Consider the following 19,131-nt stretch of genomic DNA (forward strand, 5'->3'; position numbering starts at 1 on the left):
CATGGCGCTGGACTATCACCGCTTGAAGTCCCACGTCTTCGAGGCCGAACGCCAAGCCTATGGCGAGGATGACTGCATCCTCTATGCCCTGGGCGTGGGCGCGGGCCTGGCGGAAGACGGACCCGTGGGCGAGGAAACGCAGTTCATCTACGAGCAGGGCCTGCGCGCCCTGCCCGCCATGGCCGCCGTGCTGGCCTATCCCGGCTTCTGGATGCGCGATCCGCGCCATGGCCTGGACTGGCGCCGGGTCGTGCACGGCGAACAGCGCATGCGATTCGTCAGGCCTCTGCCCGCGCGCGGCGAGGCCGTCTGCCGGATGGAAGTCAGCCACGTCGCCGACAAGCGCCCCGGCGCCTTCGTCGTGACCCGGCGCACGCTGAGCGACGCCGCCACGGGCCAGGACCTCGCCGTCATCGAACAGTTGAACATCTGCCGCGGCGACGGCGGCTACTCGGACGGCGAGCCCGCCTTGAGCGACGCCCTGCCCGCGGCCATCCCCGCGCCGCCCGACGCGCCCGCCGACAGCGTCGTCGTCCTGCCCACCAGCCGCAACCAGGCCGCGCTGTACCGGCTGAACGCCGACCGCAATCCCTTGCACGTGGATCCGGCCAGCGCGCGCCAGGCCGGCTACCCGCGGCCCATCCTGCACGGCGCGGCCCTGCTGGGCATGGTGAACCGCGCGCTCGAACCGGGCTTGCGGCAACAGCCGGGGCTGCGGCTGGGCGAACTGGATCTGCGCTTCCTGGCGCCGGTCTATCCCGGCCGGCCCGTGGCGGTCTCGCTGTGGCGCCGCCCGCAAGCGCTGGCGCTGGCCTGCCACCAGGACGGCATCCTGTGCGCCCAGGGCCGCGCGGCGTGGGCGGCGGAGGACGGACAATGAAAGACAAGACCTGCATCGACGCGCAAGACGCCCTGCGCGACGTGGAATCCGGCGCCGCCATTTTCGTGGGCGGCTTCGGCGGTTCGGGCATTCCCGCGCGCCTGCTGGCCGGCCTGCTGGCCAAGCCGGGAGTGCGGAACCTGACCCTCATCAACAACAACGCGGGCGCCGGCGAAACTAGCTTCCTGGCGCTGGTCGCCGCCGGCCGGGTCAGCCGCATTATCTGTTCCTACCCGCGCATGCCGGGCAATGACGTGATCCGTGAACGGGCGCAGGCGGGCAGCCTGGCCGTGGAGGTGATGCCCCAGGGCACGCTGGTCGAGCGCATCCGCGCCGGCGGCGCGGGCATGGGCCCGTTCTTCTCGCCCACGGGCTACGGCACGCCGCTGGCCGAGGGCAAGGAAACCCGCATCGTCGGCGGCCGCGGCTATGTGCTGGAAGAACCGCTGCGCGCGGACTTCGCCTTCGTGCGCGCCCACCGCGCCGACCGGCTGGGCAACCTGGTGTACCGGCGCGCCCAGCGCAACTTCGGGCCGGTGATGTGCACGGCGGCAAGGACCACGATCGTGGAGGTCGACGAGATCCTGCCTTGCGGCGCCCTGGACCCGGACGCCATCGTCACGCCCAGCCTGTTCGTCCACCGGCTATTGGGGAACCCGCAATGAAACGACTGACACGCGGCCACCTGGCCGCCCTGGTGGCCGCCGACCTGCCGGCCGGCGCCGTGGTCAACCTGGGCATCGGCATGCCCACCCTGGTCACCGACCGCCTGGACCCGGCGCGCGGCGTCCAACTGCACAGCGAGAACGGCATCCTGGGCATGCGCCTGCTGCAAGCCCACGAGACCGCCGACGGCGACCTCATCAACGCCAGCAAGCAGTCCATCGCGCTCACCGAAGGCGCGGCCATTTTCGACCACGTGTATTCCTTTTCCATCATGCGCGGCGGCCACATCGACATCACCGTGCTGGGCGCCTTCGAGGTTTCCTGCCGCGGCGACCTGGCGAACTGGTCGCTGGGCGCGGACGACCCCATGCCCTCGGTGGGCGGCGCCATGGACCTGGCGGTGGGCGCGCGCAACGTCTGGGTCATGATGGAAGCGCTGACCCGCGAGGGCCGCCCGCGCCTGCGCGGCCGCTGCACGCTGCCGCTGACCGGCGCCGGCGTGGTCGGCCGCGTCTATGCCGACATCGGCATCTTCGAAGTGCGCGAATCGGCCTTCGTGCCGACCGCCCTGGTCGAGGGCCTGCCGCCGTCGGAACTGGGCCGCTGGATCGACGCGCCCCTGCGCTTCGAAGGCGAGCCCCGCGTCCTGCACGTTCCCACTCCCTGAGCCCGCCATCGCCATGATACGCACCGAACATTTTCTCGAAGACGCCGAAGCCTGGCTGCGGACCGCGCTCGCGCAACTGCGCGCCGAACACCCGGACACCGCGTCGCACACGCCGGAATGCCGCCAGGCCTGGAACCGCATGCTGTGCGAGGCCGGCCTCGTCGCCCTTACCTGGCCGCGCGAATACGGCGGGCGCGAACTGCCCACGGCCACGCTGATCGCCTTCCATGAACTCTGCGCCCGCCTGCGCGCGCCGCAGCCCATCAACAGCATCGCGCACGCGATCCTGGCGCCCACCCTGCTGCGCTTCGGCACCGCCGAACAGAAGGCGCTGTTCCTGCCCGGCATCCGGGACGGCAGCGAAATCTGGTGCCAGGGCTATTCCGAACCCCAGACCGGTTCCGACCTGTCTTCCGTGCGCACCCGGGCCCGGCCCGAGGCCGCCGGCTGGCGGGTCGACGGCCGCAAGATCTGGACCACCCAGGCCCATCTGGCCACATGGTGCTTCGCGCTGGTGCGCACCGATCCCGCCAGCCGCGCCCACCGCGGCCTGAGCTTCATGCTCATCGACATGCGCGCCGATGGCGTGCGCGTCGAACCGATACGCCAGATGACGGGCGAAGCGGACTACAACGAAGTGCTGTTCGAAGCGGTGGCGGTGCCCGAAGGCCGCATCCTCGGCGAACCCGGCGAAGGCTGGCGCATCGCGATGGCGGCTGCCGAATACGAGCGGGGCATCTACTTCATGCCCCGCGTCGTCCAACTGGAAGACGAACTCGACGAGCTTGAGGCGGCGCTCGCGCAGGCGCCGCTGGCGCCGGCCGAGCGCGCCGTGCACGCCCGGCGCGTCCAGGACCTGGCGGACGCCTGCCAGGTCATCCGCTGGCGCGTGGACCGCGTGCTGCGCCAGGTCGCCGCCGGAGACACGCCCGGCATCGACGGCGCCATGCTCAAGCTGATGTGGAGCGAAACCCGCCAGCAGGTCTGGGAACAGCGCGTGGAACTCCTGGGCGAAGCGGCCGTCCTGGGCCCCCAGGCCGGCGCCCCGTACGCCGGAGCCGCCAGCGTGCAGCGCGAATTCCTGTGGTCGCGGGCCGAGACCATCGTGGCCGGCACCTCGGAAATCCAACGCAATATCGTGGGCGAGCGGCTGCTCGGCCTGCCCAAGGACAGGGGACAACATGCATAGCGAAATCCGGACCTTGCTGTCCTCGACCTTCGGCCGTCTGCTGGAAGACCGGCATCCCGCCGCGCACGCGCGCCGCGCGCTTCCCGCGCACGACGACGCCCAGCGCGCCCTGTGGAAGGAACTGGCCGAAGGCGGCTGGCTGGAAGCGGGATCGGAAGCCTTCCAGGCCGAATACGGCCCCGGCACGCTGCCCATGGGCGAATGGGCCGGGCGCGCCCTGCTCACCCTGCCCTACGGCGCCTCGGCCTTCCTGGCCCGCGTGCTGCTGGAACAGGCCCCCGCCCTGTCCGAAGTCCTGCTCGACCTGGCCGCGCATCCGGCCAGCATCCGCTGCGACCGGGCCGAAGACGAAGCAGGATGGATCGACGATTACGGCCCGTCGGCCCAATACCTGCGCCTGAGCCGGCGGGACGGCGGCTGGGTCCTGGCCCGCCACGACCCGGCGATGCTCGACCCCGCGCAGGGCCTGGACCCGACCGTGGCGCTGGCCCGCCTGCGCGGACCGGCCCTGGCCCAGGCGGCGCTGCCCGGCGAACAGGTCCTGCCCGCGCTGCAAACCCACCTGGCCTTCCTGCTGGCGCAATTGGCCGGCGCGGCCGGGGCCTCCCTGGACCTGGCGATCGCCTATGCCAAGGAACGCGAACAGTTCGGACGGGCCATCGGCCAGTTCCAGGCGATCAAGCATCCGCTGGTCGACGCCTGGATCGGCCTGGACAACGGCCGCTACGCCGTGGAGGCGCTGCTGCGCTCGCGCGCCGCGCTCGATCCCGCGCTGGCGGCCCTGGCCACCCGCGTGACGGCGGCCGCGGCGCGGCGCGCCGTCAAACTGTCCATCCAGGTCCATGGGGGCATCGGCTTTTCCTGGGAGCACGACGCCCAGCTCTACCTGAAGCGCGCCTACCGGCTGGCCGTCGAGGCCGAGCGCACGGCGGCGTTGCTGCAACCGTAGCGGTACCATGTCGGTTTCCGCGGCCAGGCCACGGCCCCCTCTTCGAACCGCGCATGAACCGCAATCCCGAAGCGCCCCGCGCGACCGACCGCCTGACCGCCTACTACTGGAGCGGCGACGCCCTGCGCAGCCGCGGCGTGAGCGGCGCGGTGCTGACGGACACCCTGGACGTGCCCGCACCGCCGGCCCGCGTGCTCGCGGACTGGGAGCGGGAAATCTCGGCGCGCCTGTGCCTGGAACCGGGTGACGTCGAACAGATGCCCCTGGCCCGGACGCAGGCGCGCTGGCCCGGCTACGGCCAGTGCCTGCGGGCGATGCGCGACTGGACGCGCGCGCTCGGGCTGGACGACGCGGTGCTGGCCGGCGCCGACATCGCCCTCATGGCGTGCCGCGGCGCCCGCTACCACCACGACGCCGCGCAATATGGCGGCGCCGCGTTCTGCAACCTGTTCCTGAGCGAAGACAAAGGGCTGGACGTGCTCTTCCCCGGCACGGGCCGGAGGATACCGCTGACCCGAGGCACCGCCATGATCTTCGACACGGGCCAGCCCCACGGTGTCGTGCTCCGCGGCCGCGACCGCTTCCGCGAAGCCGACTTCGCGTCCGGCCAGGACCTCTCGCAGTTGTTCCTGACCTGGGAACTGCCGATCGAAGCGGCCAGCGTCGCACGCGTGCTGGGCATCGCTTTCGACGTCGATGACCCGGCCTCGCTGCGGCTGGACGAAGAGCAGGTCCGCTTGAACGGCGCCCGCGTTGCCATCGACCCGGAATCGGGGCGGTGGCTGGCGGCTGCCTGAAACGGATCCACTCAGCGCTGTGTCACGTACTTGAACTGCGTGAATTCGGACAAGCCCTCCACCCCGCCTTCCTTGCCCAGGCCGCTCTGCTTTACGCCGCCGAACGGCGTTTCTGGCAGCGAGTGCAGGCAGTGGTTCACGCATACCGTGCCGCTTTCGATAGCGTCGGTCGCATCGGTGATCGTGTCGGCATTATGGGAGAACACATAGGCCGCCAATCCGAACGGAAGGCGATTCGCCTCGGCGATCGCCTGGTCGAAAGTAGAGAATGTGCCGACGATCGCCAACGGCCCGAAAGGTTCCACATTCGCCGCGCGCCAGGTGTCGTCATAGGTCCGCATCACGGTCGGCTGGAAGAAATAGCCCTTGTCGCCGATTCGCTGTCCACCGGCCAGGACCTCACCGCCCCGGCCGCAGCCGTCCTCCACCATGGACTGGATGGCTTCGAGCCGGCGCACATTGGCCAGCGGTCCCATCTGTACGCCGTTCTCCAGACCCGGACCGACGCGCCACTGGCGCGCCTGTTCGGCCAGGCTTCGGGTGAAGGCCTCGGCAATGGATTCATGGACCAGCATGCGCGTGGGAGAGGTGCATATCTGACCGGCATTGCGCAGCTTGGCCTGGATCAGCGTAGTGGCGGCGGCTTCGGGATCCACGTCCCCGAACACCAGGACCGGCGCATGCCCCCCCAGTTCCAGCACGCTACGCTTGAGACCGGCGGCGGCCATCTGCGCCACCTTCGTGCCGATCGCGGTGGAGCCGGTGAAGGTTACGGCACGGATCAGCGGCGACTGGATCATCCGTTCCGACACCCGGCCCGGGTCGCCGAACACCATGTTGAGCACGCCGGCCGGCAAGCCGCTGTCCTGCAGCACGCGCGCGAGGAACAGCGCGGTTGCGGGTGTTTCCTCCGCGGGCTTGATCACCACGGTGCAGCCGGCTGCCAGCGCGCTGGCGATCTTGCGGGACGGCGTGATCGCCGGCGCATTCCACCCCGAGAACGCCGCCACCGGGCCGATCGGCTCGGGAATGACCATCTGGCGGGTGCGTGGTTCGCGAGCGGGAATGATGCGGCCATAGATGCGCCGGCTTTCCTCGGCCGACCACTCGAACAGTTCGGCGGCCTTGCTCACTTCGATGCGCGATTCCGCCAGGGGCTTGCCCAGTTCCCGCGTAATGATCCAACTGAGCGCGTCGGACCGCTCGCGCAGCAACTGCGCCGCATTGCGCAGAATCGCCGAACGCTGCAGCGGCGCGGTGCGCCGCCAGGCCGAAAACGCGGCATGGGCCGCCTGCAGGGCAGCGTCGACGTCGGCATCCGTGGCATGCGGCAGCAGGCCCAGGGGCTCGCCGGTGGCGGGGTCGAGAACCTCGCTCGCTTCGCGCCCCCCACCGTCCAGCCATGCGCCGCCGATATGCAGCGTCAGCCGCGGATACTCCATGGCGTCCATAGACATTCTTCTCATCTCCAATGATTGCATCCCGCCCGTCGAGGGGCGGGACCTTGCGGTGTTATTGCGTAATGTTGGCGCGCTTGATCACATCGGACCACAGCGTCGACTGGCTTTTCATGTAGTTTTCAAGGTCCTGGGGGCTGCCGCCCATGGGGTACAGGCCGACGCTGCGCAGGCTGGCCAGCGCCTCCTTGTCCTGAAGGGCGTTGTTCATCGCCTTGTTCAGCTTCTCCCGGATATCGGCCGGCACGCCCTTCGGGGTCAGGAAGGCGTTCCAGGGCTCCGCGACGAAATCGGGCACGCCCTGCGACATCACCGTGGGAACGCCAGGCAGTTCATCCAGAGGCTTGCTCGTCGCCACGCCCAGCAGGCGCAGGCGCTGGCCTTGCAACTGGGGCAGCGCGCTGACGATGCTGAAGAAAGACATGTCGACGCGACCGGCCGTCAGGTCCTGAATGGAGGGCGCATCGCCGCGATAGGGCACGTGGGTGATATCCACGCCGGCAATCAGCTTGAACCATTCGGTGGCGATGTGATTGAGGGAACCGATGCCCTGGGAAGCGTAGGTCAGCTTGCCCGGGTTGGCCTTCGCGTAGGCCAGCATGTCCTGCACGCTCTTGAACGGAGAGTTCGTGGGGACGGCCAGGACCGACGGCAGATTCACCACCAGTCCGATGGGCTCGAGCTGCGTCAGGGGGTCGTAACCCAAGTCCTTGATCAGGTAGGGCAATACCGACATGCTGCCCGAATTGCCCATCAGGATGGTATAGCCGTCCGGCTCGGCGCCGACGGCGCCACGCACCGCGATGGCGCCGCTGGCTCCCGTGCGGTTCTCGACCACGAAAGGCTGCCCCAGTTGCTCGCCCATGTGCTTGGCCAGGATGCGGGCGGCGACGTCCGTAGGGCCGCCGGCGGGAAAACCGATAATGACCTTCACGGGCCGGTTGGGGTAGCCGGCGGCCTGCGCCGCGCAGGCCAGCCCCAGCGCCATGGCTGCGGCTACAACGATACGACGAACAAACATTTGAGTCTCCGGATTGCTTCGTTATTGATAGATGGGTTGCGCCGGCCGTCAGCGCGTGGCGATCTGATTGATCAGCACCGGGTAATAGGCCTGGCCGTCGCCGTTGGCGACGGCGTCTTGCAGCAGCGCGCGCGTGTGCGCCAGGATCCTGGCATCCACGCCGGCGGTGTCCGCCAGCGCCGACGCAAGCGACACGTCCTTCAACGCATAGGCAGTGGAAAACCGGCCTTCCGGAAAATCGCGGGGCGCCAGCGCGCGGATGCCGGCGACGTTCAGCGCCTGGCTGGCCGCGGAACCGGTGGCAAGCACATCGAACAACTGCTTGCCGTCCATCCCCGCGCGCTCGCAGATGAGCAGCGCCTCGGATAGCACGGCCACGTTCATCATCAGCACCATGTTGTTTGCGATCTTGACGATCTGCCCGCAGCCGGAATCGCCGCACAGCACCACGTCGCTGCCCATGCAGGCCAGCAGCGGCCGCAGGGCGTCGAAGTCCTCCTGCGCGCCGCCCACCATGATCAGCAAGGTGCCGTCGCGGGCGGCCTCGGGCATGCGGGCGACAGGCGCATCCAGGAACCGCACTCCCTGCTCCGCCAGTCTCGCCGCCAAGGCGCGCGTGCGCGCCACATCGCTGGTGCCGGTATCGACGATCATGGCGGGCTTGCGTTCCCCGGACAGCAGCCCCTCCGCCCCCAGGCAGACCGCCTCCACGTGGTCGATGCTGGGCAGCGAAAGAAAGACCACGTCGGCATGCGCCGCCACGTCGCGGACGGAACCGCGCGCCTGCGCGCCATCGTCCTTCAAGCGCCGCAGGGCGTCGGGCCGCAGGTCATACGCATGGACGGGCTGGGGAGCCTTCCGGCACAGATTGCGGCACATGTGCTCGCCCATGACGCCCAAACCGATGAAACCGACCTGATGAAACGCTACGCTCACTTTGCCTCCCGCCCTTTCAGGCATTGTTATAAATAGTCCATTTAGTGGACTAAATTTTGAATCAATATTTTTCAAGAATGATAGCCAAGTGAACGCCCGATAGCCATGGTTATGGCTGCCGCAATAGTCCAGCATATGAAATCCTATTGGCGCCATTTCGTCGCGAACAAGGTGGATATTTCGACATTTCCATAGAAAACCCACGTTGCATCGCATCCGGCAGCCAAGCGGAATGTGAGATCGAGGCCTGGAGTGTGCTGGCCTGGCCAACCGCCGCTTCGCCGTGTAACTCGTGCACGGCGGGCCCGAGACTATCACTCTCGCCGGCAATGAATATCACTATATGGACTAATTTCATTCGGCGACATTGGAACCCCTCGGCGTTTGCTGCCTGCGGGGTGGCGCGCGCCATCCTGTTGTTCGGTGGCATGGGGCCGCCACTCGTCTTGCCGGACCCGGCTACGGAAAGGAGTGCGACCGCTTCGTCCCGGCATGATTTGCGGGACTTCTTCCAGGCGTTTCTGCAATGGATCGCGCACGCAGCGGGCGATACCGCCTTATTCGCGGACCGCCCGGCCTTGAGGGAGTTTGCATCCCGATGCTTGACGACGTCCTGCCCCGGGAACGATGTGCGCGCCGGCGCCATGCCGGCATGGTGGTCACGAACCCGGCAGGGCCGCTCCCATGGCGGCGAACAGGCCGCCGCACACCTTGTTGAAGCGCCGGCCGGCGCGTTCGAGCCAGGGGCGCACGCGGTGCGCCAGGCGCGCCAGGACGTATTCGACCAGGAATTCGACGGCCACGAACGTGGCGGCCATGATCGCGAATTGCGTCGTCAGGCTGCGGGCCGGATCGATGAACTGCGGCAGGAAGGCGCCGTAGAACAGCAGCGCCTTGGGATTGGAGATGGCCGACAGGAAGCCCTGGCTGAACATCCGCATGCCGCGCATTCGCGGCATGTCCGGCGCCGGGCGCAGTTGCACGCCGGGCGAACGCCACAACTGGATGCCGAGCCAGATCAGATAGGCGCCGCCCGCCCACTTGAGCACGGTCAGCGCGGGCCCCCAGGCTTTGAGCAGGGCACTGATGCCGAGCATCGACAGCGCAATCAACGCCACGAAGCCGACGGCCCCGCCGGCGATGGTGCACAGCGCCTTGCGATGGCCATGCAGCGCGCCATGCGTGAGCGCCAGCAGGGTATTGGGCCCGGGAGTCACCGACAGGCCGATGACCGCAACCAGATAGATGAGCCAGCTATGCAGCGCCATGGCGAAATGCCGGAGAAGAGAGGAAGCGCCAGTCTAGCGTCCGGCGCGGGAGCGGCGCAAATCCGCCGGCGGGGAACGCCGGAATGCGCAACAGAACGTTAATAGCGCGGGGAAGCCATTGCCGGGTCCGGGCATAGCCTCTATAACACCCTCAACAGGGCGGCTTCTCTCGCCCGCGCCCGCGGCAACCGGCACGTCATCGAAGCGGTGCAAGGAGCAGCCCATGCCTCCCACCCCGTCCTATCCCGGCGTCTACGTCCAGGAAGTTCCGAGCGGCGCGCGCCCCATCGCCGGCGCGCCCACGTCGATCGCGGCCTTCTTGGGGACCGCGCTCCAGGGCCCCATCGACAAGGCGGTGCGGATCTCCCGTTTTTCCGACTACGAACACGTGTTCGGCGGCCTGTCCGGGGATTCGGAACTCGGCTACGCCGTGCGCCAGTTCTTTCTGAACGGCGGCGCCGACGCCTGGGTGCTGCGGACGGAAGACGCGGCGCCGACCGCGCAGCGCAGGGGCCTGCGCGCGTTGCGGGATGCGGACTTCAACCTGCTGTGCCTGCCGGCCGTCGCGCAAGGCGGCGTGCTGGCCGACGCCGCGTCCTGCTGCGAAGAGCGGCGCGCCTTCCTGATCGTGGACGCGCCGGGCGCGGCCACGGATCCGGCCTCGATGGCGCAGGCGGCCGCGGGCGCGGCGCTGCCCGGATCCGACCATGCCGCGGTCTACTACCCATGGGTCCATGTCTCCGATCCGCTCAAGAACGGCGCGCCCCGCCTGGCGCCGCCCTGCGGCACGATCGCCGGCCTGTATGCCCGCACCGATGGCGCCCGCGGCGTCTGGGCCGCGCCCTCGGGCACCGAAGCACGCCTGGCCGGCGTCGTTTCCCTGGCCGCTTCCCTTACCGACAATGAGATCGGGAGCTTGAGTCCGCTAGGCGTGAATTGCCTGCGCACGCTTCCCGGGCATGGCCCGGTGTGCTGGGGCGCCCGGACGCTCCAGGGCGCATCGGAATACAAGTACGTGCCGGTGCGCCGCCTGGCGCTGTTCGTGGAGCAATCGCTGCGCGGCGGCACGCAGTGGGCGGCCTTCGAACCCAACGACGAACCGCTCTGGGCGCAGATACGCCTGAACGCCGGCGCCTTCATGCACGCGCTGTTCCGCCAGGGCGCCTTCCAGGGCGGAACGCCGCGCGACGCCTACTTCGTCAAATGCGACGGGGAAACCACCACCCAGAACGACGTCGATCAGGGCATGCTCAACATCGTGGCCGGATTCGCGCCGCTGAAGCCGGCCGAGTTCGTGGTCATCCGCATCGCGCAACCGGCCGGCCGGATACAGGCTTGAGCCCGGCCGGGCACCAGGAGGCCGCCATGGCGCAATCCACCGTCAATCCGCAGCGTTTGGACCCCTACAAGCACGACAGACTCCGCGCGAAATGGGATGGCCGCCGGGCGTCCCCGCCCAGACAGCGCGGCGGCGCCGACCGGGCCCAGGCTGCCGATGCCCCCGCGCTCAAGGCGGAACCGCGGCCGTACCGCATCGACCTGTCGGGCGTCTTCAGCAAGTACATCGACGAAACCGAGGCGAATCTGCGCCGCCTGCTCGAATCCGCCGAGCGCGGCGGCTCGCCCCTCTTGTTCGACGAAGCGGACGGACTCTTCGGCAAGCGCTCGGGAACCAAGGACGGCCGCAAGCCCTGAGCGTCCGGCGCGCGAAGGTAAGGTCCGATGAATGTCGACATTCCAGCATAAAATGCTGAGAATCCGCGCCCTGGCCTACAATGCGCGGGCGCATGAATTCCCGGATGCCCACTCCCCACAAGATGCCCCAGCCGCTGCAAAACCCCAATCTCCTCAAGACCCTGCCCCTGCAGATCGCCGACCTGCTCGCCGAACAGATAGCCGGCGGCCGATGGGCGCCGGGCGACCGGCTGCGGGAGACGGAACTCGCCTCGACCTACGGCGTCAGCCGCGCCACCGTGCGCGAGGCCCTGCGCCTGCTGGAGATCCGCGGCCTGGCCACCATCCGCCCGCAGCGCGGCGCCTGCGTCACGCTGCTGTCCGCGAAGGAAATCCTCGACCTGTACGCGGTGCGCGCCGCCATGGTGTCCACCGCGTCGCGGCTGGCCGCCGAACGCTGCACCCCCGCCGAGGCCGACATCCTGAAAGGCCGTCTGCGGCTGCTGGCGGACAATATCGGCGACCCCGCCGAATACACGCGGCACAGCCGCGAACTGGTCGAATACATCGCCAGCCTGGCCGACAACGCGATTCTGGCCAGTTACGCGGACGACATCGCCAAGCAGATCGGCCGCTACGTGCGCATCAGCCTGGCCACGCTGGAACGGCGGGAACGGTCGCTGCTCGCCTGGAAGGAAACGATCCAGGCGATCACCGCGCACGAGCCCGAACGCGCCGCCGCCTGCCACTACCGGCTGGCGGTGCAGAACCGCGACGCCGTGCTCGAAGAACTTTCCCGCACCGGCCAGGCCTGACCCCCTTGTCCCCGGCTCACTTATCCATTAAAGTAAAAATGTCGACATTTAGAATGATGACAATCAAGCAAAGGGGACAACCATGCTTTCATTCCATCGCCGCCTGACAACCGGCATCGCCGCCGCACTCTTCCTCGCAGGTTCATTCCAGGCCCAGGCCGCGCCGGCCCCGGTCAAGTTCGATGCGCCCCTGCGCATCATCGTGCCGTTCAGTCCCGGCGCGCTCATCGACATCATTGCCCGGATCTATGCCGAGAAACTCGGTCCGCTGCTCGGCCAGCCCGTCGTCGTCGAAAACAAGCCCGGCGCGGGCGGCCTGGTCGGCGCCCAGCGCACGCTGAACGAGCCGGTCGACAAGAACACCATGCTGTTCGTGTCCTCGTCGTACGTGGTCATCCCCGCGGTCAACGACAAGATGCCGTACGACACGCTCAAGGATTTCTCCGGCATCGCCGCGATCGCCTCGTCGCCCACGCTGGTGGTGCTCAACCGCAAGAGCCCCTACGACAAGCTTGGGGATTTCGTCGACGCGGCGCGGCGCCCGGATGCCCGGTTCACCTATGGCTCGGCCGGCGTGAATTCCGCGACCGACCTGGTCGGCCGCTACTTCAACCAGGAGGCGCGCGTCCATCTGGAACACATTCCCTACAAGGGCGTGCAGGAAGGCGTGGCGGAAGTGGCGGCGGGACGCGTCGACGTGTCCTTTCCGCCCATCGCGCTGGCCCTGCCGTTCATCCAGTCGGGCCAGTTGAAGGCGCTTGCCGTCACCAGCCCCAAGCGCTCCGCCCTCCTGCCCGACACGCCGACGGTCGCGGAAATCGGCCTGGGCGATTTCGACTACAGCATCTGGTACGGGGTGGTGATGAACGCCAAGACCGCTCCCGCCGTGAAACAGGCGCTGGCCGACGCCATCGCGCAGGTCAGCCGGGATCCCGCCGTCCAGGAACAACTGACGCGCCAGGGCCTGGTGCCGGATAACCGCCAGCTCCAGGCCTTCGACGAGTACATCGCGCGCGAGATGGACAAGTTCAACAAGATCCTGAAGGCCAACCAGTAACCGCATCGGAAAGGAGAATCACATGAAGAACATGACGGGCGGCCAGGCGGTCGTCGCGGCGCTCGGCGCCCAAGGCACCGACCACGTATTCGGCCTGATCGGCTCCGCCGGCATGGAGATATTCGACGCTTTGTACGATGCGCGGGACATCCGCTTCATCGGCGTGCGCGACGAACGCACCGGGGTGCACATGGCCGACGGCTACGCCCGCGCGTCGGGCCAGGCGGGCGTATTCCTCGCCGGGCAGAACGGACCGGGCGCGACCAACCTGGTGACCGGGCTGGCGCAGGCCCACGCCGCGTACTCGCCGGTGGTGGCGCTGGGCGGGTCGCTATCCTCCGCCCACATCTACCGGGACGCCTTCCAGGAGGTCGACCAGCAGTCGCTATTCAAGCCCATCACGAAGAAGACGTACACGCTCACGCAGACGGCGCGCATCCCCGAAATGGTGGGCGAGGCCTTCAGGACCGCCCTGTCGCCGCGGCGCGGGCCCGTCATGCTCAACCTGCCCCGCGACCTGCTGGCGGATTCGCTGGACGCCTCGGCCTACGGCGCGTTCGAGCGCGCCCAGGTGTTCGACACGCTGACGGCGCCGCGGGCGGTGCTGGAACAGGCGGCCCAAATGCTGGCGCAGGCGGAGCGGCCGCTGATCATCGCCGGCGGCGGCGTCAAGAACGCCCGCAGCCAGCGCGCCGTGCTGGAACTGGCCGAACGCCTGAACGCGCCCATCGCCATGTCGCCCGGCCACGGCGACGCGATCTCGTGCCACCATCCCCTGTATGCCGGCCAGGTCGGGCCGCGCGGCAATCCGGTGGCCTCCGACCTCGCCAAGCAGGCCGACGTCATCCTGGCGCTGGGCACGCGGCTCGGCTTCAACACCACGTTCTACCAGCGCGACAGCCTCAACCCCACCGCCAAGCTGATCCAGGTGGAAATCGAGCCCACCGCCCTGGGCCGCTTCTTTCCCGTGCACGTCGGCATCCTGGGCGACGCGGACACCGTCGCCCAGGATCTCGTCGCCGCGCTGCAAGGCCTGCCCGCCCATCCCGGGACCGCGGCCTGGGCCGCCCGGTTCGCCGAACAGCGCCGCGCTCTGCTGCAACAACGCGACGAAGCCGCCGGCGCCGCCGCCGATCCGCTACAGCCGGCGTACCTGTTCAAGACGCTGCGGGACGTGGCGCCCGACGACGCCATCTACACCATGGACGCGGGCACGCTCTGCCTCCAGGCCACCGACCAGATGCGCTACGCGCAGACGCCCGCGCTGTTCACGCCGCTGGACTTCGGCCTGGTCGGCTTCTCGTACGCCTGCGGTCTGGGCGCGAAGCTGGCGCAACCGGGGCGCACCGTCATCAGCCTCATGGGCGACGGCGGCTTCGGCATGGCATGCAGCGAGATCGGCACGGCGGTCGCCAACGGCATCAATACCGTCTGCCTCGTCATGAACAACGGCTGCTGGGGCGCGGAAAAAGCCTATCAGCGCGACTTCTTCGACCAGCGCTACCTGGGCGCCGACGTGCCCAATCCGCCCTACGACAAGCTGGCGGAACTGTGGGGCGCGCAAGGATTCCGCGTGGACCGCGCGGCCGACCTGGCGCGCACGGTGGACGCCGCCATACGCTGCGGCCGCCCCGCGGTGGTCGACATCCAGGTCGATCCCAACGCCCTCTACAGCTTCCGTAGGGACTCCTTCAAGAACCGCGCAAAGTAAACATGACAGCAGAACAGTTCGACTACATCGTGGTCGGGGCCGGCTCGGCGGGCTGCGTGGTGGCCAATCGCCTGAGCGCTTCGGGCAAGCACCGCGTGCTGCTGCTCGAAGGCGGCGGCGAAGACCGCAACCTGTGGATCCATATCCCCCTGGGCGTGGGCAGGCTGCTGACCAACGAAAAGGTGGTCTGGCCCTTCAAGACCGAGCCGCAGGCCAACCTGGCGGGCCAGCAGATCTACTGGCCGCGCGGCAAGGTGCTGGGCGGCTCCAGTTCCGTCAACGGCATGGCCTACGTCTGGGGCGACCCGTTGGAATACGATGGATGGGAGAAGGAATTCGGCATCAAGGGCTGGGACTTCCAGACCCTGCTGCCGTACTTCGGCAAGATCGAGAACAACCCCTATTCCCGCCATCCGCTGCGCGGCCGGTCGGGCCCGATCCGGATCACGGACCGGGCAGTCCGGGACCCCGACAGAATCTCCGACGCCTACATCGCCGCCTGCCGCCAGGCCGGCATCGCGCCGACCGAGGACTACAACGCGGTCAGCTACGAGGGCGTGCGCTATCTGGAGCAGAGCGCGCACGCGGGCCGGCGCTGCAGCGCGGCCGTCGGGTATTTGCGGCCGGCGCGGCAACGGGCCAACCTGGTGGTGCGCACGCAGGCCTTCGTGCTCCGCCTGCGCTTCGACGGCACGCGCTGCACGGGCGTGGAGTACGACTGGAACGGCTCCGCGCGGTCGGCCTCCGCCCACCGCGAAACGGTCCTGTGCGCGGGCGCCGTGCAATCGCCGCAACTGCTGGAGCTGTCCGGCGTCGGCGACGCGGCGCGGCTGCGGTCGCTGGGCATCGGCGTGGTGCGCGACCTGCCCGACGTGGGCGAGCACATGAGCGACCACCTGCAAGTGCGATGCACGTACCGCTCGTCCATCCCCGAGACCATCAACGACATCATGCGCAGCCCGTACCACAAGGTGAAGGCCGCGCTGCGCTATCTCGTCGGCCGCAAGGGGCTGCTGGCGGGCACCTCGTCGACCGCCCATGCGATCACGCGCACGTCCGCCGCCCTGCCGCACCCCGACGTCATGATCCGCATCTACCACATCAGCGGCAAGGACCGGTATTCGCGCGACGGCGTGGGCGGCATCGACAAATTCCCCGGGTTTTCGATCGGCGGCTTCATGCTGTATCCGCGCTCGCGCGGCAGCATCCATGCCGTTTCCGCCGATCCGCGGGCCGCGCCGGCCATCAACCCGAACTACCTGCAGGACGCCCATGACCGGACGACGGCCGTGGCCATGCTGCGCCTGATACGCGGAATCGCCGAACAGGCGGCCTTGCAGCCCGTCATCGTGCAGGAAGAACGGCCCGGGGCCGCCGCCGTCTCCGACGCGGACCTGCTCGCCTACGCGCGCCAGACCGGCCAGACGGCCTGGCATACCGTGGGCACCTGCCGCATGGGACGGCCCGGAGAATCCGTGGTGGACGAACGGCTCAAGGTGCACGGCCTGCAAGGGCTGCGCGTGGCGGACATCTCCATCATGCCCACCATCGCCTCTTCCAACACGAACGCGCCCGCCATGATGATCGGCGAGCGCGCGGCGGAATTCATGCTTGCCGACGCCGCCGGCTGACCCGTCCCAGGAGCCTTCACCATGCCAGACAAGACCCGCCCGACTCCGCTGTGCGAAGCCCATATCGCCAAGGGCGACTGGAACCCGCTGTGGGACCAGTTGCGCGAGCTGGACCCCGAATTCATGGAAGCCTATCTCGCCTTTCGCAGCGTGCCGCAGCGCAACGGCCCGCTGCCGCAGAAGTACAAAGAGCTGATCCTCGTGGCCATCAACGCCGCCACGACGCACCTGTACGGCCCGGGCGTGCGGCGCCACATGCGCAATGCCCTGAAGGCCGGCGCGACCCGGGAGGAACTGCTAGAGGCGATCCAGCTCACCACCGTCATGGGCATCCATTCCTGCAACCTGGCCATTCCCATCCTCATGGAAGAAACGGGCGGCCAGCGGCCCGCCTGACGTGGCGGGCGGACGCCGGCGTATCGGCGCTCAGCCCTTGCGCCCGCCCGGCCGCGCCGGCGGCTGGGCATGCAGGTCCCGCGCGGCGCCGCCGCCGAAAGGCGCCAGCGCTCGCGGCGTGGGCGGCGAGGTGGAGATCTGCCGGGCCGTTTCCAGCATCATCGGAATGAAGCGCGACAGCGCGCGCTTGACCGTCCATTTGGCGGCCGACACCGACAACTGCAGGCCGGCCACCACGCGCTGGTTCAGGTCGTAGACCGGCACCGCCAGCGCCAGGTCGCCCCGGTAGTACTCCTCTTTGCAATAGGCGTAGCCCTGCTCGCGCGACTCGCGCACCTGCGCCATCAATTCGTCCAGATCGGTCAGCGTGTTGGACGTGTATTTCACGCGATCGCAGGCCGCCAGCGCCTCATAGGCTTCCTCATCGCTCAGCCCCGCGAGGTACACGCGCCCCGTCGAGGAACAGTACATCGGGATGCGGCGGCCCACCGGCATGTGCACCAGCAGGCGCAAGGGGCTGGGAAAGCGGCCGATGTAGATCATGTCCTGCCCCGCGGGCTCGGCCAGGTTGACCGTTTCGCCGGCGTTGCGGTTGAGCTCGAGCAGGAAGGGATTGGCGCGGTCCAGCAGCGGATGGGATTCGAGGTAGCGGCAGCCGCTGTCCAGCGTGCGCGACGACAGCGAATAGCGCTTCGTGACCGGGTCCTTGTTGAGCAGGCCCAGCGCCTCCAGCGTGAAGGCGAAGCGCTGCGCCGCGCTGCGCGTGATGCCGGCGGCCGCGGCGATTTCCGGCAGGCTCATGGAGGCGCGCTCGGCGGTGAAAGCGTCTAGCACGGCGATGCCGGTCGCCAGCGATTGGACGTACAGCGTGGAAGATTCCGGGTTCATGGATCGGGTCGGGCGGACGGAGCCGCGAATCAATTTTTCTTCGATACGCACAGATTGCATTCCAATGCGGATGAATGCAAGAAAAAGCGCGAAATTCTCTGGGGAATTCTTGCTCTGGCGCAAGAATCCATTTCGGGAAAACCCTTAATTAAAAAGCGCTTAGCGGTGAATCCCGCATGTTGACAGGCTTTCCTTGGCCGGATTATAAAATCTACCTGCGATACATGCATATCGCTATTCGATACGATAATGCGCGCCAAAACGGGACGAAATCGAACGTCCAAGACACCGTCAAGGCGCGCGATTCTGGCCTCCCAGGGGATTCCGATGCTGCACAAAACGTTGAAATCGTTGTTGGCGACGGCGCTGTGCGCCGCCGCGCTGTCGGGCGCGCACGCCCAGACCGTGAAGGTGGGCGCCACGCCCACCGCGGTGCCCTTCAACTTCCTTGACCCGAAGACCAACACCCTGCAGGGCGTGATGATCGACATCGCCAACGCGGTGGGCAAGCAGGCCGGCTTCACGGCGGAAGTCATGCCCATCCCGTTCGCCTCGCTGGTGCCCGCCTTGCAGACCAGCAAGATCGACATCATCGCGTCGGCCTTCGCCAAGACGCCGCAACGCGCCGAGGTGGTCGACTTCACGCAATTGGTGGTCGAGTACGGCGAGGCGCTGATCGTGCCCGAGAAGGACAAGACCGACTACAAGAGCATCGCCGACCTGAAGGGCAAGACCGTGGGCGTGCAGATCGGCACGCTCTATGTCGAGCCGCTGAAATCGGCGCCCGGCCTGAAGGAGGTCAAGATGTACGAGACCATGGCCGACCTGGTGCGCGACGTGGCGCTGGGCCGCCTGGACGCGGCCTTCGGCGATGGCCCCGTGATCTCGTACCAGGTGCGCACCCAGGGCGTGCGCAATGTGCGCTACGTCGAGAGCTACCAGCCGGCCATGCCGACCAACATCGCCCTGGCCGTGCGCAAGGGCGACGCCGAACGCGTCAAGCAGCTCAATGCCGCCATCGACGCACTCAAGCAGGACGGCACCATCGCCGCCATCATGAAGAAGTGGGGCGTCTCGCGCTGATCGCGCCGATCCCGCGCGCCGCGCGGCCGGGTCCGCCGCGGCGCGC

The 19,131-nt window shown here is 68.3% G+C and carries 19 protein-coding genes; 14 read left to right on the forward strand and 5 right to left on the reverse strand.

Features of this window, described 5'->3' with window-relative positions; all coding sequences use genetic code 11:
- The first annotated feature begins 1 nt into the window (after position 1).
- The 6 genes from WHX56_RS29385 to WHX56_RS29410 are packed head-to-tail and all read left to right on the forward strand — an operon-like array spanning position 2 to position 5,148.
- Positions 2–880, forward strand: a complete 879-nt coding sequence (locus WHX56_RS29385; RefSeq protein WP_338879719.1) for a MaoC/PaaZ C-terminal domain-containing protein — start codon at positions 2–4, stop codon at positions 878–880.
- Positions 877–1,545: a 3-oxoacid CoA-transferase subunit A gene (locus WHX56_RS29390; protein ID WP_338879720.1), complete on the forward strand. Its 669-nt coding sequence runs from the start codon at positions 877–879 to the stop codon at positions 1,543–1,545. Before WHX56_RS29385 ends, WHX56_RS29390 begins: the two co-directional genes overlap by 4 nt.
- Positions 1,542–2,213, forward strand: a complete 672-nt coding sequence (locus tag WHX56_RS29395) for a CoA-transferase (protein WP_129242561.1) — start codon at positions 1,542–1,544, stop codon at positions 2,211–2,213. Before WHX56_RS29390 ends, WHX56_RS29395 begins: the two co-directional genes overlap by 4 nt.
- A 13-nt stretch (positions 2,214–2,226) precedes the next feature.
- Positions 2,227–3,402 (forward strand): acyl-CoA dehydrogenase family protein, encoded by a 1,176-nt coding sequence (locus WHX56_RS29400; protein ID WP_338879721.1) that lies wholly within the window; start codon positions 2,227–2,229, stop codon positions 3,400–3,402.
- Positions 3,395–4,351 carry an acyl-CoA dehydrogenase family protein gene (locus tag WHX56_RS29405; RefSeq protein ID WP_338879722.1) on the forward strand — a complete coding sequence of 319 codons (957 nt, stop codon included), beginning with the start codon at positions 3,395–3,397 and terminating at the stop codon, positions 4,349–4,351. The genes WHX56_RS29400 and WHX56_RS29405 overlap by 8 nt, the downstream gene beginning before the upstream one ends.
- Before the next feature lie 53 nt (positions 4,352–4,404).
- Entirely contained in the window at positions 4,405–5,148 is a 744-nt protein-coding gene (locus tag WHX56_RS29410) for a hypothetical protein (protein WP_338879723.1), read from the forward strand.
- 11 nt (positions 5,149–5,159) lie between these two features.
- On the opposite strand, the gene WHX56_RS29415 is transcribed toward WHX56_RS29410, so the two are convergent.
- From WHX56_RS29415 to WHX56_RS29430, 4 genes are all read right to left on the reverse strand, one after another.
- Complete coding sequence (locus tag WHX56_RS29415) at positions 5,160–6,605, reverse strand: NAD-dependent succinate-semialdehyde dehydrogenase (protein WP_422393630.1); 1,446 nt, start codon at positions 6,603–6,605, stop codon at positions 5,160–5,162.
- A 55-nt stretch (positions 6,606–6,660) separates the two neighbouring features.
- Complete coding sequence (locus WHX56_RS29420) at positions 6,661–7,626, reverse strand: tripartite tricarboxylate transporter substrate binding protein (protein WP_338879725.1); 966 nt, start codon at positions 7,624–7,626, stop codon at positions 6,661–6,663.
- A 48-nt stretch (positions 7,627–7,674) separates the two neighbouring features.
- Positions 7,675–8,562: an NAD(P)-dependent oxidoreductase gene (locus WHX56_RS29425; protein WP_338879726.1), complete on the reverse strand. Its 888-nt coding sequence runs from the start codon at positions 8,560–8,562 to the stop codon at positions 7,675–7,677.
- Positions 8,563–9,221: 659 nt separating this feature from the next.
- Positions 9,222–9,830: a LysE family translocator gene (locus WHX56_RS29430; protein WP_129242565.1), complete on the reverse strand. Its 609-nt coding sequence runs from the start codon at positions 9,828–9,830 to the stop codon at positions 9,222–9,224.
- Between the two features lie 223 nt (positions 9,831–10,053).
- Between WHX56_RS29430 and WHX56_RS29435 the strand changes: the two genes are divergently transcribed.
- The 7 genes from WHX56_RS29435 (at position 10,054) to WHX56_RS29465 (ending at position 17,114) form a co-directional block, all read left to right on the forward strand.
- Complete coding sequence (locus WHX56_RS29435; RefSeq protein WP_338879727.1) at positions 10,054–11,169, forward strand: phage tail sheath family protein; 1,116 nt, start codon at positions 10,054–10,056, stop codon at positions 11,167–11,169.
- A gap of 26 nt (positions 11,170–11,195) precedes the next feature.
- The gene (locus tag WHX56_RS29440) at positions 11,196–11,525 is read left to right on the forward strand and encodes an AAA family ATPase (RefSeq protein ID WP_338879728.1); all 330 of its coding nucleotides are present in this window, start codon (positions 11,196–11,198) and stop codon (positions 11,523–11,525) included.
- A gap of 104 nt (positions 11,526–11,629) precedes the next feature.
- Positions 11,630–12,319 carry a GntR family transcriptional regulator gene (locus tag WHX56_RS29445; protein ID WP_165360248.1) on the forward strand — a complete coding sequence of 230 codons (690 nt, stop codon included), beginning with the start codon at positions 11,630–11,632 and terminating at the stop codon, positions 12,317–12,319.
- 82 nt (positions 12,320–12,401) lie between these two features.
- Positions 12,402–13,376, forward strand: coding sequence for a tripartite tricarboxylate transporter substrate-binding protein (locus tag WHX56_RS29450; RefSeq protein ID WP_129242569.1), 975 nt, complete (start codon positions 12,402–12,404; stop codon positions 13,374–13,376).
- Positions 13,377–13,398: 22 nt separating this feature from the next.
- Positions 13,399–15,087, forward strand: coding sequence for a thiamine pyrophosphate-binding protein (locus tag WHX56_RS29455; protein WP_338879729.1), 1,689 nt, complete (start codon positions 13,399–13,401; stop codon positions 15,085–15,087).
- Between the two features lie 2 nt (positions 15,088–15,089).
- Positions 15,090–16,718 carry a GMC family oxidoreductase gene (locus WHX56_RS29460; protein WP_338879730.1) on the forward strand — a complete coding sequence of 543 codons (1,629 nt, stop codon included), beginning with the start codon at positions 15,090–15,092 and terminating at the stop codon, positions 16,716–16,718.
- 21 nt (positions 16,719–16,739) lie between these two features.
- Entirely contained in the window at positions 16,740–17,114 is a 375-nt protein-coding gene (locus WHX56_RS29465; RefSeq protein ID WP_052097367.1) for a carboxymuconolactone decarboxylase family protein, read from the forward strand.
- A gap of 30 nt (positions 17,115–17,144) precedes the next feature.
- Here WHX56_RS29465 and WHX56_RS29470 read toward each other — a convergent pair whose 3' ends face one another.
- Positions 17,145–18,002, reverse strand: a complete 858-nt coding sequence (locus WHX56_RS29470; protein ID WP_129242573.1) for an IclR family transcriptional regulator — start codon at positions 18,000–18,002, stop codon at positions 17,145–17,147.
- A gap of 327 nt (positions 18,003–18,329) precedes the next feature.
- On the opposite strand from WHX56_RS29470, the gene WHX56_RS29475 reads away from it, so the two are divergent.
- On the forward strand, positions 18,330–19,085 hold the full coding sequence (locus WHX56_RS29475) for a transporter substrate-binding domain-containing protein (protein WP_338879731.1): 756 nt from the start codon (positions 18,330–18,332) through the stop codon (positions 19,083–19,085).
- Positions 19,086–19,131 lie beyond the last annotated feature (46 nt).

Origin of the sequence: Achromobacter veterisilvae, assembly GCF_037619525.1 — a bacterium.
Lineage (GTDB): Bacteria > Pseudomonadota > Gammaproteobacteria > Burkholderiales > Burkholderiaceae_B > Achromobacter > Achromobacter veterisilvae.

What these genes read in the sequence shown, in the direction of transcription:
- WHX56_RS29440 (WP_338879728.1), top strand. Translation starts at nt 11,196, where the DNA reads ATGGCGCAATCCACCGTCAATCCGCAGCGTTTGGACCCCTACAAGCAC.
- WHX56_RS29400 (WP_338879721.1), top strand. Translation starts at nt 2,227, where the DNA reads ATGATACGCACCGAACATTTTCTCGAAGACGCCGAAGCCTGGCTGCGG.
- WHX56_RS29445 (WP_165360248.1), top strand. Translation starts at nt 11,630, where the DNA reads ATGCCCACTCCCCACAAGATGCCCCAGCCGCTGCAAAACCCCAATCTC.
- WHX56_RS29420 (WP_338879725.1), bottom strand. Translation starts at nt 7,626, where the DNA reads ATGTTTGTTCGTCGTATCGTTGTAGCCGCAGCCATGGCGCTGGGGCTG.
- WHX56_RS29390 (WP_338879720.1), top strand. Translation starts at nt 877, where the DNA reads ATGAAAGACAAGACCTGCATCGACGCGCAAGACGCCCTGCGCGACGTG.
- WHX56_RS29470 (WP_129242573.1), bottom strand. Translation starts at nt 18,002, where the DNA reads ATGAACCCGGAATCTTCCACGCTGTACGTCCAATCGCTGGCGACCGGC.
- WHX56_RS29430 (WP_129242565.1), bottom strand. Translation starts at nt 9,830, where the DNA reads ATGGCGCTGCATAGCTGGCTCATCTATCTGGTTGCGGTCATCGGCCTG.
- WHX56_RS29395 (WP_129242561.1), top strand. Translation starts at nt 1,542, where the DNA reads ATGAAACGACTGACACGCGGCCACCTGGCCGCCCTGGTGGCCGCCGAC.
- WHX56_RS29385 (WP_338879719.1), top strand. Translation starts at nt 2, where the DNA reads ATGGCGCTGGACTATCACCGCTTGAAGTCCCACGTCTTCGAGGCCGAA.
- WHX56_RS29415 (WP_422393630.1), bottom strand. Translation starts at nt 6,605, where the DNA reads ATGTCTATGGACGCCATGGAGTATCCGCGGCTGACGCTGCATATCGGC.
- WHX56_RS29460 (WP_338879730.1), top strand. Translation starts at nt 15,090, where the DNA reads ATGACAGCAGAACAGTTCGACTACATCGTGGTCGGGGCCGGCTCGGCG.
- WHX56_RS29405 (WP_338879722.1), top strand. Translation starts at nt 3,395, where the DNA reads ATGCATAGCGAAATCCGGACCTTGCTGTCCTCGACCTTCGGCCGTCTG.
- WHX56_RS29435 (WP_338879727.1), top strand. Translation starts at nt 10,054, where the DNA reads ATGCCTCCCACCCCGTCCTATCCCGGCGTCTACGTCCAGGAAGTTCCG.
- WHX56_RS29465 (WP_052097367.1), top strand. Translation starts at nt 16,740, where the DNA reads ATGCCAGACAAGACCCGCCCGACTCCGCTGTGCGAAGCCCATATCGCC.
- WHX56_RS29410 (WP_338879723.1), top strand. Translation starts at nt 4,405, where the DNA reads ATGAACCGCAATCCCGAAGCGCCCCGCGCGACCGACCGCCTGACCGCC.
- WHX56_RS29455 (WP_338879729.1), top strand. Translation starts at nt 13,399, where the DNA reads ATGAAGAACATGACGGGCGGCCAGGCGGTCGTCGCGGCGCTCGGCGCC.
- WHX56_RS29450 (WP_129242569.1), top strand. Translation starts at nt 12,402, where the DNA reads ATGCTTTCATTCCATCGCCGCCTGACAACCGGCATCGCCGCCGCACTC.
- WHX56_RS29475 (WP_338879731.1), top strand. Translation starts at nt 18,330, where the DNA reads ATGCTGCACAAAACGTTGAAATCGTTGTTGGCGACGGCGCTGTGCGCC.